The organism is Lottiidibacillus patelloidae, assembly GCF_002262935.1.
Classification (GTDB): Bacteria; Bacillota; Bacilli; order Bacillales; family SA5d-4; genus Lottiidibacillus; species Lottiidibacillus patelloidae.
The window spans coordinates 182,089-195,671 of record NZ_NPIA01000005.1 but is presented as its reverse complement, the minus strand read 5'-3'; the positions used below and the strand labels follow the sequence as shown (position 1 = coordinate 195,671).

The 13,583-nt window shown below is 35.0% G+C and carries 11 protein-coding genes; 5 read left to right on the top strand and 6 right to left on the bottom strand.

The genetic code is table 11. The annotated features are described in order from the left end of the window. Positions 1-37: 37 nt before the first annotated feature. A complete protein-coding gene (locus CIB95_RS10860) occupies positions 38-871 on the top strand; it encodes an ABC transporter permease (protein WP_094925245.1) in 834 nt (277 codons plus the stop codon). Positions 872-893: 22 nt separating this feature from the next. Continuing rightward, complete coding sequence (locus CIB95_RS10855) at positions 894-1,754, top strand: glycine betaine ABC transporter substrate-binding protein (protein ID WP_094925055.1); 861 nt, start codon at positions 894-896, stop codon at positions 1,752-1,754. Between the two features lie 112 nt (positions 1,755-1,866). Here the strand turns inward: CIB95_RS10855 and CIB95_RS10850 are convergent, their stop codons facing one another. The 6 genes from CIB95_RS10850 to CIB95_RS10825 all read right to left on the bottom strand — a co-directional run bounded on the left by CIB95_RS10850 (position 1,867) and on the right by CIB95_RS10825 (position 8,135). After that, complete coding sequence (locus tag CIB95_RS10850) at positions 1,867-2,646, bottom strand: amino acid ABC transporter ATP-binding protein (RefSeq protein WP_094925053.1); 780 nt, start codon at positions 2,644-2,646, stop codon at positions 1,867-1,869. A gap of 21 nt (positions 2,647-2,667) precedes the next feature. Then, the gene (locus CIB95_RS10845) at positions 2,668-3,879 is read right to left on the bottom strand and encodes an amino acid ABC transporter permease (protein ID WP_094925051.1); all 1,212 of its coding nucleotides are present in this window, start codon (positions 3,877-3,879) and stop codon (positions 2,668-2,670) included. A gap of 6 nt (positions 3,880-3,885) precedes the next feature. Further along, positions 3,886-5,070 carry an amino acid ABC transporter permease gene (locus tag CIB95_RS10840; protein ID WP_094925049.1) on the bottom strand — a complete coding sequence of 395 codons (1,185 nt, stop codon included), beginning with the start codon at positions 5,068-5,070 and terminating at the stop codon, positions 3,886-3,888. 101 nt (positions 5,071-5,171) lie between these two features. Beyond that, positions 5,172-6,215: an amino acid ABC transporter substrate-binding protein gene (locus CIB95_RS10835; protein WP_094925047.1), complete on the bottom strand. Its 1,044-nt coding sequence runs from the start codon at positions 6,213-6,215 to the stop codon at positions 5,172-5,174. Between the two features lie 141 nt (positions 6,216-6,356). Then, complete coding sequence (locus tag CIB95_RS10830; protein ID WP_094925045.1) at positions 6,357-7,298, bottom strand: alpha/beta hydrolase; 942 nt, start codon at positions 7,296-7,298, stop codon at positions 6,357-6,359. A 27-nt stretch (positions 7,299-7,325) separates the two neighbouring features. Beyond that, positions 7,326-8,135, bottom strand: coding sequence for a restriction endonuclease (locus CIB95_RS10825; protein WP_094925043.1), 810 nt, complete (start codon positions 8,133-8,135; stop codon positions 7,326-7,328). A 171-nt stretch (positions 8,136-8,306) separates the two neighbouring features. Between CIB95_RS10825 and trhA the strand changes: the two genes are divergently transcribed. The 3 genes from trhA (at position 8,307) to CIB95_RS10810 (ending at position 13,548) form a co-directional block, all read left to right on the top strand. Beyond that, positions 8,307-8,951 (top strand): PAQR family membrane homeostasis protein TrhA, encoded by a 645-nt coding sequence (gene trhA, locus CIB95_RS10820; RefSeq protein WP_094925041.1) that lies wholly within the window; start codon positions 8,307-8,309, stop codon positions 8,949-8,951. Between the two features lie 72 nt (positions 8,952-9,023). Beyond that, positions 9,024-10,256: an aminopeptidase gene (locus CIB95_RS10815; protein ID WP_094925039.1), complete on the top strand. Its 1,233-nt coding sequence runs from the start codon at positions 9,024-9,026 to the stop codon at positions 10,254-10,256. Positions 10,257-10,383: 127 nt separating this feature from the next. After that, a complete protein-coding gene (locus tag CIB95_RS10810) occupies positions 10,384-13,548 on the top strand; it encodes an Ig-like domain-containing protein (protein WP_094925037.1) in 3,165 nt (1,054 codons plus the stop codon). Positions 13,549-13,583 lie beyond the last annotated feature (35 nt).

Genomic DNA, 13,583 nt, shown 5'->3' with positions numbered 1-13,583 from the left:
TATTATTGAAATGATTACTAAATTCTTTGATAAAAAAATGCAATACTTTGAATTACCTTTAGAAGAATGGACAAATAATTTTATATATGAATGGTTACTGCCTAACTTAGGTGATTTTTTCGACTCAGTTTCTAAAGCAATTGAATCTGTTGTAAATGGAGTGACATGGAGTTTCACTGTTCTTCCGGCTGAAGTGATGACTTTGTTATTTATTGCATTGGCATGGCGCTTAGCAGGAAAAGGGACTGCATTGTTTACATTGATAGGTGCTTTATATCTTGGTACTACAGGGTTATGGGAAGCATCAATGCAAACGTTAGCAATCGTAATTGTTGCTACTGTATTTTCGATGTTGCTCGGTATACCAATTGGTATTTTAAGTGCAAAATCCGCAAATATAGATAAAATAACCCGTCCGATTTTGGACTTTATGCAAACGTTACCAAGCTTCGTATATTTAATTCCAGCAATATTGCTGTTTGACTTAGGTGGTGTTCCAGCAGTAATTGCAACGTTTGTATTTGCTACACCTCCTGCAGTTCGGATGACAAATCTCGGAATAAGACAAGTTCCAACAGATGTCGTTGAAGCTGCACGTGCCTTCGGGTCTACATCATGGCAAATGTTAGTGAAAGTTCAATTACCGATGGCTGTCCCGACAATTATGGCAGGGATTAACCAAACAATTATGTTAGCTTTATCAATGGCTGTTATTGCATCAATGATTGGTGCACCAGGTTTAGGTTCTGAAGTACTAGCTGGTATTTCTAGTGTGAATGTGGGTAAAGGACTAACTGGTGGATTAGGAATTGTTGTGTTAGCAATTGTGCTAGACCGTATTACACAAGGTTTAGGACAAAAAAATAAATAATAAAAATTAGAGGAGTGTCAAAATGTTAAAAACAACTAAACTATTCGCTATTTTTATGTTAGCGATCGGAATGCTTATCGGATGTTCATCTACTGAGGAAGAAACTGATAGTAAAGGGACTATTACTTTCGGAGTAACACCATGGTCAAGTACTGTACCACCTACAAAAGTTGCAAAATTAATTCTTGAAGATATGGGTTATACAGTTGAAGAAGTAAGTGCTGATGCTGGTGGGGTTTATACTTCATTATCAAAAGGTGGCGTTGATGTATTTATGGACGCTTGGTTACCTGATATGCACAAAAACTACATGGACAAGTATGGTGACAAGTTAACGGATACAGCTGTTAGTTACCCTGATGGGGAATTAGGTTGGGTAGTACCTGCTTATATGACTGATATTAATTCAATTGAAGATATTGTTGGAAACGAAGATTTATTTGAAGGTAAAATTTACGGTATCGAAGAAGGTGCTGGAATGACAATGACTTCTCGTGAAATGTTAGAAGCTTACGGTTTAGATTTACAATATGTAGCTTCAAGTGAAGCGGGAATGATGGCACAAGCTACAAAGCTTCTTAAGAAAGAAGAACCAGTATTATTCTTAGGTTGGAGACCACACCCAATGTTCGCTAACTATGACTTAAAAGTAATTGAAGATCCAAAAGGATTCTTTAAAACTTCTGAAGTACACGTAATCACAAACAAAGGTTTAGAAGATCGTTTACCAGAAGCTTATGAGTTCTTAAGCAACTGGAGCATTGATGTAAACGACATTGAGCAAATGATTGTTAAAATCGATGGCGGTATGGACGCTGAAGAAGTAGCACAAGAGTGGATTGATAACAACCAAGATAAAGTAAATGCAATGCTTGGTAACTAATTCTTTAAGAGCCTGTACTTTTCCTAGTACAGGCTCTTTTTTAGGTTTATGCATATCTATAATTATAAAGAAGACCATAAAAAAACTCGCCATAAGGCGAGTTTTATTTCTATTATAAAATCTGTGATAAGAAAAGCTTCGTACGTTCGTGCTTAGGGTTATCGAATAACTCTGTCGGTGATCCTTGCTCAATAATTTTTCCTTCATCAAATAAAATGATGCGATCTGCTACTTCTCGAGCAAAGTTCATTTCATGTGTAACTACAAGCATCGTCATCCCTGACTTAGCTAGCGTCTTCATAACATCTAATACTTCCTTGATCATTTCTGGATCTAGTGCTGATGTCGGCTCATCGAACAACATAATTTTCGGTTGCATCGCAAGTGCTCTTGCAATAGCCACTCGCTGTTGTTGTCCACCTGATAATTGCCCAGGATATTTATGAGCCTGCTCAGGAATTCCAACTCTTTCTAGTAATTGCATCGCTACTTCTTCTGCTTTTTTCTTTTTCCATTTACGAACCCAAATCGGTGCTAACGTAATGTTTTTTAATACTGACATGTGCGGGAATAAATTAAAAGATTGGAAAACCATTCCTGTCTCTTTACGAATTGCTTCTATGTTCGCTACATCGTTAGACAGGTCAATCCCATCTACTTTAATCTCACCTTGTTGTATTTCTTCTAATGCATTAATAGTACGAATAAAAGTCGATTTACCCGAACCAGAAGGTCCTAAAATTACTACTACTTCACCATGTTTGACTGTTACATCAACGTCTTTTAACACATGGAGATCTCCGTACCATTTATTTATGCCTTTACAAACGATTATATCGTCTCTTTCTTCTAGTGGTGTATTCGCATCAAAGTCAAATTCTTCGTTTTTCATTTTAGAATACCTTCCTTTCCATTATCTTTCCCCTACGCCTAATGATTTTTCCAATCTGCGACTCGTGTAAGACATTAAATAACAGAAGAGAAAAAATACAAAGGCAATAAATACGTATACTTCCATGTGTAAACCTAAATATTTAATGTTTGCAACAATACTTTTACCGCTATTTAATATATCTGATAAACCTACCATTGTAACTAGTGAAGTATCTTTAAAGATTCCAATAAATTGTCCAACCATTGCTGGTATTACAGCTCTTAGTGCTTGCGGCATTACGACAAATGCCATCACTTTTGCTTTGTTTAACCCAACAGCTTGTGCAGCTTCATACTGCCCGTTAGGAATTGATTGTAATCCTCCACGAATATTTTCCGCTAAGTATGCTGCACTAAACATCGTAAAACCGATCATTGCTCGTAATACGTTATCTAAATCAATCGATGCCCCTAAAAATAGTGGTAAAACGAATTGCGCAACGAATAATAATGTAATTAGTGGTACACCACGGATAAATTCGATGTATATAATACAACCCCACTTAACTACTGGTAGATTACTTTTTCTTCCTAACGCAAGTAGAATTCCAAATGGAAATGAAACTACGATTGAAATTAATGCAATTAATAGAGTTAATAAGAATCCACCCCACAATGATGTTGGTACTGGCTTCATAAACCCAAGACCATTAAGTAATAATACAAATAACGGAACTAGAATAGTCCAGCCTATAATAGTCCACATTTTAGCTTTTTTAAATGTCGTTAATTTTCTTCCTACTAAGAAAGTTGCTAAAATTAATAAGATATTTCCCCACAACCACATTTTTGATGAATTCGCGATAAATGGCATCATGGAAGATACAAAATAAACACCCGCGAAAAACAATGCAATAACAGTTGCAGAGCCTCTCCATAAGCCCCAAGCTAAACCTAGTAGTACACTAGAGAAAGTAATTCCAGCCCATATGCGCCATATTTCATCTACTGGATATCTTCCTACCATTAATACTCGGAAATTCTCTGTTACGACACGCCATTCCGCCTCAAAAAATATCCATTTTATTGATCCCGTCGCTATATAATAAACAAGCATAGCACTGATGATTGTTAATATCGTGTTAAACCATGAACTAAATAAGTTTTGTTTCATCCAACCAATAAATCCGACTGCAGTTTTTGGAGGCGCGACGACTTCTTCTATTTCTTTATTTAATTCTAAATTACTCATTTATCGTCACCTCTCTACCAACTGTGTATATTTGTTGAAAATGTTCATTAATATTGACGTCGATAAACTAAAGAATAAATACACTGAAATCATGACAAAGATTACTTCTACATCTCGTCCAGTTTGATTTAATGTAATATAACCAATATTAACAATTTCCGGGAATGCTACTGCCGCTGCTAAACTTGAGTTTTTAATTAAGTTTAAATATTGACTCGTTAGCGGAGGAATAATGATTCGAATTGCTTGTGGTAAAGTAACTAATCGCAATGTTGTTGTATTTTTTAGCCCTAACGCTTTTGCAGCCTCTATTTGTCCTTTGGAAACTGCCATAATACCAGCACGTACAATCTCTGCGATGTAAGTAGCCGTGTACATAACTAAACCAATTAATACAGCTAAGAAACCAGGAGACAGCTCTACTCCACCGACATAGCTATTATCAACAATAGATGGTAATGAAATATGCACCGGACCTTGTCCTGTAATGATTAATGCAACAAGTAAACTAGTGACTAGCGCACCAAATGCCCACAGTAATGGTCGCTTATTTTTACCTGTTTCCACTTGTTGTTTTACGCGCACCTTCCAAAGGAAAAATGCAGAAATTATTCCGATAATAAATAATGATACCCAAATTAAAGTTCCTTCATTTGATACATACCATGGAATTGCCGCTCCACGATTACTTAAATACATAATGCCAATATTAACACTATCTTTAATTAAAGGTAACGGTAAGATAACAGCAAAATACCAAATAAATAGTTGAACTAATAGTGGAGTATTTCTAAATGTTTCGATATATATACTAGACACTTTATTTGTTAACCAGTTAGGTGATAGTCTAGCAATACCAACAATAAACCCTAAGATTGTCGCTAAGATTAGCCCAAAGAATGAAACTTTTATTGTGTTTACTATACCTACAAATAGCGCTCTTCCATAACTGTCCGATGGAACATACTTAATAATTGTATCCGTTATTGCAAAACCTGCTCGGGAATCTAAAAATTGATAGCCAAATGCCCTGCCGATTTGAGCCATTCCATTAAAGTAGTTAATTGCGAAAAATATTAATAAACTTGCAACAAATACTACAAAAAGAGCTTGGGCAATGATTGGTATATATCGCTTATCTCGCCAAAAAGGTATTGCTACTGTTGCTGCCTCTTGTTTCTTCAATGACATTCACCTCTCTTAAACAATGATAGGCCTGCACCTAACAATGAGGGATACAGGCCTATAAATTAGGTTAATAATTCTCGTTGCAAAATTGTATTATTTACTTTTTAACGGAATGGAGGAGAGTAAATTAATCCACCATCTGTATGAAGTGCGTTAATACCACGATCTAATTTAAATTGGCTATCTTTACCTAAGTTGCGGTCAAAGATTTCACCATAGTTACCTACTTGTTTAATAATTTGTACTGCAAAGTCATCTGGAAGTCCTAAGAAACCACCAAGGCCATCTTGCTCTCCAAGGAAACGGCTAACTACAGGATCATCACTTCCTAAGAAGCTATCAATGTTTTTAGAAGTAATACCTAATTCTTCTGCTTCAATTGTTGCATATGTTACCCATTTAACAACGTCAAACCATTTGTCATCACCTTGAATAACTGCTGGTCCAAGTGGCTCTTTTGACATTGTATCGTTTAAGATTTTGTGATCATTAGGATTAGAAAGTGTAGATTGACGTGAAATTAATCCTGATTTATCCGTTGTCCAAGCATCAATACTTCCTGCTTCATAAGCAGCTACTACTGCATCAGCATTATCAAATGTTTGGATTTTGTAACCTTTAATTCCTAAAGCTTCTAATTGATCCGTTAAGTTTAATTCTGTAGTAGTACCAGACTCAACACCAATTGTCATACCATCTAAGTCTTTTAGTGATTTTACACCACTATTTTTACGTACCATCATTCCTTGACCATCATAGAAAGTTGTTGGAGCAAAGTTTAAACCAACATCTGTATCACGAGAAGTTGTCCATGTTGTATTACGAATTAAAACATCAACATCCCCCGAAGCTACTGCTGAGAAACGCTCAGAAGCTGATAAAGGACGGAATTCAACTTTACTTGCATCTCCGAAAATTGCTGCTGCTAAAGCATGTGCAAAGTCGATATCAAACCCTTTAAAAGTTCCATCTGAATCTGTGTAACCAAAACCAGGAAGTTTATCGTTTACACCAACGACAACATACCCTCTTTCTTTTACTCTATCTAAAATAGAGTCACCTTCGTTTGAAGCTGTGCTGCTACAACCTACTAAAGCAGCAGACAAAATCATGATCATACTTAAAAATGCTACTAATGATTTTCTCATTATGTATTTCCCCCTTTTTTTTGTTAAATATATTAATAGCTTACTCTCATAGTCTATTAATATACTTTTAAAAATATTCTAAATAATTTGACTAATATAATCATACTGTAAATTTTTTTTGTTTTCAATAGTTTATTACCTTTAATGTGTTATTTTGGTTACATTAACTTCAATTTCATGTACCCATTTAGCAATAGATTCAAACACTTCATAGCGGTTACTTTCATTTAACATTTCGTGTCTACCGCCTTCGTAAAGCTTGTACTTAACATCAGCAACGTTAGCCTTCTTATACTTATTATAGAGATCTACTATTACCTTTCCTTTTTTACTCATTGGGTCATTAGTTCCCGAAAAAATATAGATTGGTACCGATGTTGGTATATACCCTATTCGTTCTCTTTTAAACAACTGATTAATGCCACTAAACATGTCATAATAAAAGCTAGTTGTGCACACTTGCCCACATAATGGGTCGTGTATATACTCATCTACTTTATTTTCGTCAGAACATAACCATTCAAAATTTGTTCGAGGGTTTTTAAACGGTTTATTAAAACTGCCAAATGTCATATTCGTTAACAATTGACTTTGTGCTTTCTTTCCTTTCGTTTGCATCTCAAGCTTTGCAAGTTGAATACCTATCTTTCCAAGAAACCCAGGATCTCCTCCAGTACCAGAAATAATGAGGCCATTTATTTTTTCAAAATGATCTAACAAATACGTTCGAGCTAAAAATGATCCCATACTATGCCCTAACAAGATAATTGGAATAGCTGGATGCCTATTTGAGATAGTATTAGTAATGACTTCCATATCACTTAAAACAAGGTCCCATCCATTCTCCTCGCCAAAAAAGCCCAATTCACCTTTTTGTCCTGCTTCTTCCCCATGGCCTCGGTGATCATTAGCGTAGACTGCAATACCCTTTTTTAGCATATAATTTGCAAATTCATCGTAGCGCTTGCTATGCTCGGTCATTCCATGAGCAATTTGAATAATAGCAGTTGGTGTTTTTTCCGTTATCCAGCAATATCCATTGATAATAGTGCCATCTTTTGCAGCTAGTTGAAATTTTTCCATCTGTTTTGTCCTTTCTTTTAATGTCCTTTATGCGCAAAGTTGCTTACCTTGAAGCACTCGCTTAAGCCACAGTTCATTAATTTTATTTTCGCGTGCTAAATTTAGCTCTTTAAATAAATGAACTAATTGTTTGCCATCGATAATTTTTAAAGAGTTCCTTTCTTTAAGAACTTCAATTTGCGCACTCTCAGTGTAAAAAGAAGTTGTAATATAAAATCCGTACTCTCCACCATTTAGCATTGATAGAACACGACATACATGTTTTGCATCAATCGGTTCATCTACCTTCGCCTGCCTAGCTTCCCCAACAAAGTTGATAGCATACGAAAGTTGACTACCTACTTCAAGTGAACCATAAAATGAAAAACCATTTGCACCTGCTGGTCCTATTTTATTTATTGCATATTTTGTCTCTTTCATCTCATAAAATAATGCTGTAACAACTTGTTGAAAGTCGACCTTCTTTAATTGTAATAGCTCGTTTAATATTGTTTCCTCATTTGAGTCTACTTCTGGTAACTGTGCACATTTGCTCTTAAGACGGTATTGAAACACGTCTGTATAAGTATCAACATTTTCACTATTACTTGTATTATTGATGATTACTCTATCAATTAATTCCGTTTCACTAAGGTTACTTCCTTCTTTTTCTATCTTATTTTCATTAGGAACTTCTTTTTTATTATGCTCATCCAGCGCATAATAAGTATTAAAATGCTTATACATATGCTTGTATCCGTTTACCGTTGAATCTACTATAATTAATAATCTATTTATGAAGTTTCTCCATGTCTTTTTTAACGTTTTACTTAAAAACCCTTGTATAATATTGGTCATCTTAACCCCTCCAATAGTAGCTTTATTGAACTATATGAGCTAGCATTGGGAAGTATGACTATATTATTTTGTATTTACTAGATTTAACAATTTGTTTTATCAGTTCATTTGCTTCGTATATAAAAGTGCATTAAGGTATAATATATTTATTTAGTAAAAGGGGGTAACACTATGGCAAATACACACGTATATACTAGAAGAGAAGAACTTGTCAATGCAATAACCCATGGGTTAGGCGCAGTCTTAAGTATCGCTGCACTTGTTCTCTTAATTGTCTTCTCATCTTTAAAAGGAAATGTTTGGCATATCGTTAGCTTTACTATTTTTGGCAGTACGATGGTAATACTCTATGTTTCATCTACATTAGTTCATAGTTTTCCAGAAGGAAAAGTTAAAGATCTTTTTGATATATTTGACCACTCTTCCATTTATTTATTTATCGCAGGAACATATACTCCATATTTATTAGTAGTTATAAAAGGCGCGTTAGGGTGGACATTATTTGGAGTAGTTTGGGGAATTGCGGTTTTCGGCGTAGTTTTTAAAGCGTATTTTGTAAAGAAGTTTTTATTCTTATCTACTTTTATATATATACTTATGGGGTGGCTTATTGTTTTTGCTTGGAAGCCACTTTCTTCTACGTTACCTTATAATGGTCTAGTACTTTTAGTAATGGGTGGCGTTCTTTATACAATTGGAACTGTCTTTTATGTATGGCGTGGTTTTCCTTATCACCATGCGGTTTGGCATCTATTTGTCATTGCCGGAAGTGTCACTCACTTTTTCTCAGTAATCCTTTATGTCATCCTAGTATAAACGCTCATATTATTTCCATTTCTTAATATATATTGTTAAAATAACAATACTTAATAATAAAGGAGACTCCCAATGAATTCATTCCAACAAAATTTAGAGAAGTACGCTGCGTTAGCTGTAGAAGTCGGCGTTAATGTTCAAAAGGATCAAACATTAGTTATTAATGCACCGATTGGCTCTGTTGATTTTGTCAGACTAATCACAAAAAAAGCTTATGAAGTTGGTGCTAAACATGTTTATGTTGAGTGGAACGATGAAGAACTTACTCGCATGAAATTTGATTTAGCTCCAGACGAAGCCTTTAATGAATTTCCAACTTGGAAAGCAAAAGGTATGGAAACACTTGCGGAAAACGGTGCAGCATTTATGTCCATCGTTTCACAAAATCCAGATCTACTAAAAGGGGTAAATCCATTAAGAATTCAAGCAGCACAAAAAGCTGGTGGCCAAGCAATGGCAAAATATCGTAATTATGTGCAAGCTGATAAAGTTAGCTGGTGTGTCATTGCAGCTCCTAATGAAGCTTGGGCTGCAAAAGTGTTCCCTGATGCACCTAAAGAGAAACAAGTTGACATGCTGTGGGAAGCAATTTTTAGTGCTACTCGCGCTGATTTAGAAGATCCAGTTCAAGCTTGGCAAGAGCATAAGGCTAACTTAGATAACAAAGCAGAATTCTTAAATAAGAAGAAATATAAAAAGCTTCATTATAAAGCACCAGGAACAGACTTAACTATTGAATTAGACCCGAAACATATTTGGGCTGGGGGAAGAAGTGCAAATGAAGTTGGAACTGAATTCGTTGCGAATATTCCTACAGAAGAAGTGTTTACAACACCACATAAAGATGGTGTTAATGGTGTAGTATCAAGTACAAAACCGTTAAACTATGGTGGGAATTTAATCGATAAGTTTAGCTTAACTTTCAAAGATGGCAAAGTGGTCGATTTTACTGCTGAGACAGGATATGAATCATTAAAGAGTTTACTTGATACGGACGAAGGAGCAAAGCGTTTAGGTGAAGTTGCCCTTGTCCCTCATGACTCTCCTATCTCAAATGCTAATATCATTTTCTTCAATACATTATTTGATGAAAACGCATCAAACCATGTTGCTTTAGGAAATGCATATTCCTTCTGTTTAGAAGGCGGAAAAACGATGTCACGTGAAGAACTAGATAAGGCAGGAGCAAACGAAAGTTTAACTCATGTTGACTTTATGATTGGTTCTGCTGAAATGGATATCGATGGGGAAACTGCAGACGGAGAAGTGGAACCACTATTCCGTAATGGAAACTGGGCAATATAATATATTATCTATACTATGAAGAAGAAATGCATTGGCATTTCTTCTTTTTTTTTCCAAACATTGTCGATTTACTGTTATAATATATATTAATTGTATTTTTTTGTCACACTTCTCTTGGGGGATCCTTATGAAAAAGAAAATTGTATTTATCCTTATTCTTCTATCTATTTTATTTTTTATAATTTATAAAACTACTATTAGCGATGAAAAGCCAAATATACCCACTACATCACCTAGTAAAAGCGAACCTAATACTCCTAAATCAGAATCAGAAACAACTAACAAATCAAGTGAAGGAACAGTTACAGTTTCTATTACTAACCTGAGTAAAGGGAGTGTAGTAACTGATAGATCGCCAACGGTTTCTGGAACATTCACAAGTGAGACAACTCCAACTATCACTATTGAATTTTACAGTGAAGATAATAAAGTTACGAACACTGGTATAGCGAATGTTTCAAATGGTTCTTGGACATATACACCATCTACTGCACTACCATATGGTAATTACTTTATTAAAGCAATTATTACAAATGACACTGGGACAGCTACATATTTAGTTAATAACTTAACTATTTCTGAAACAAAAGAATTAACTATTTCCATTAATAAAGATGAAAAGTTAACATTAAACAAATATAACCCTATCATCTCTGGAACTTCTAACGCTTTAGATGGCGTGACAGCTTTTGTTACGATAGAAGACACGACTGCTCTCGCTACTGTTGAGAGCGGTGTATGGTCTATCCAATGGCCAGAGACTTTACTCGAAGGCGACTACAATGTTTATGTATCAATTACTGAACAAAATCAAAGTGCAGAAGCTTCTCAAAAGATATCTATTGATATGACATTACCTAAAATTAGCATTACAAAAGATACTCCTACTATTTCTAATGATTCCACACCGACTATTTCTGGTAAGACGGATGAGATAAGTGGTGCGAATGTTTTTGTAACTATAAATAATAAAAGTTATTCAGCTATTGTAAATGAAAGCGGTTTTTGGTCATTGGATATCGATCATTTAGAAGACGGCGAATACGAAGTAAGCGCTTCTATTTCTGACAAAGCAAGAAATTCTTCTACTGATAAGAAGACAATAACTATTGATACGACTGGTCCAATCATTTTTATAACTTCTCCAAGTGTTTCGGCTGTAAATAAGAAAACATTAATTGTGAGCGGAACAATTGATGAAGGCGATAAAGTAACCGTTCAATTTGCCGACGAAAACAATAATATCGTCTTCTCTGAAAATGTTCCTGTAGTTAATAAAGAGTGGTCAATTTCTCCGAATATAGTTATCCCAGATGGGTCTTACACGATCACTGCTTTTGCAAAGGATTCATTAAAAAATCTTGGAAGTGACTCACTTGAGCTTACAATAGATGTTACAAGTCCAACGTTAAACTTCGAATCTAGTATTGCTTACATTACGAATGATATAACACCTACAATTAGTGGTACAACAGGTGAAGGTGACGGCACTTTAGTTACTTTAGTTGTTGATGGGACAAGCTATAACACCAAAGTCCAAAATGGCACTTGGTCTATTGATTTGAATGAATTACAAGAAAATGAGTATGAAATGGAAGCAACTATTGCCGATGAAGCTGGCAATACAACCGTGGAAACAAAAATGTTAACAATTGATTTGACACCCCCTTCTTTAGTTATTGATGGCGGCGAAAATAAAACTACCAATGAAACGACTCCTATTTTGAAGGGTATAACCGATGCCCGAAATGGCGCTACCGCTTTAATAACTATAGGAAATAAAACTTTTGAGACTATAGTTTCAAATGGTCAATGGCAAGTGGAACTATCCAAATTACAAGATGGGCAATATGTCGTTAATGTTAGTCTTACTGATGTTGCAGGTAATAGAGCAACTGCTAAACAATCTTTAACAATAGATACTACGGGTCCAGTAATATCTATTACTAGTCCAACTTTAAATTTCATCACAAAAAACAATATGCCCGTAATTACAGGTACTATAGATGTTGACGGAGATTCTCTTTCTATTTTACTTTTTGACAAAGATAATAAGCTAGTAGCTGAAAAGAAATTAGGAACGCTTGATAAGAATTGGAAAATAGAAATAGAAAAGCCATTAATAGATGGTACGTATCGAGTAGTAGTTAACGCTTATGATCAAATAGGCAATGAACAAAGTGTAGAAACTACGTTTACTATTGATTCGATAGCGCCAGAAATTAAGTTATCAAATTTAATACATGAATCTACTATTACGAACGCAACACCAATAATAGAAGGAACTACTTCTCCTCGCATAGATGTTTCATTAATCATTCTGCAAGGTGATAAAGTAATTATAGAGCAAACGATTGCCTCTGATGAAAATGGAAGTTGGAAGTTTGAAGTACAAGAGCCGTTAAAAGATAATGACTACCGTTTATTGGTGACAGTTGAGGATAATGCAACGAACAAAAGAGAATTATCATCTTTGTTTTCCATTGATACAACACCTCCAGAAATTTCTATTGTCAGTCCTAAAAACGGCAGTATTCTCTCTAGTAATGACATAACTTTAACTGGTAATTCTAATGCTGGGAGTATTATAAAGATAAATCTTAATAATGAAGAAACCGTTCAGGTCAAGGCCAATCAACTTGGCATTTGGAGCTATGAGTTAGGGAATACCTTAGCATTAGGAAATTACGAAGTATCTGTAGTTGCTGAAGATTTACACGGAAATGGTAGCACCCCTATTTATACATCATTTCAATTAGCCAAAGAAGATTCTAGTGCTAGTCGCCTATTTTTAACAACAGAGTCACCTTCACTTATAGCAAACGGAACTGATTTTACTTTTTTAACTGCTAAATTGCTAGACGAAGATGGAAAGCCAGTAGGAAATGCTGAAGTGTTCTTTTCCGCACCTCTTGGCTCGTTTCCAGAAGGGAATAAAGCTGTTACTAATGCCGATGGATATGCAACTGTAAAATATGTGTCAGCTAAAACTGAAAGCGAAAAGTCACAAAATTATACAGTAAGTGCTTATGCAAATGATCCTTCCGATGCTTTTATAGGCGAACAACAACTGAAGGTATTGTACGAACCATATGTGATGGTGAATGTAGAAACTGACCAGGAAGGTAGCGAAACTAAAAGTAGTGATAATGAAGGTACATCTCAAAACAAGAGAAATACTACTCCCTACTATATAGCGATTATTTTAACGAGCATTTTAGTAGCTGGAATATCTTTGAATGTATTTATCACTAGAAGAAAAAAATTACTTAACGAAACCTCAAAAATGTAATCATTTTTGAGGTTTTTTTATTGTTAATAAATAGC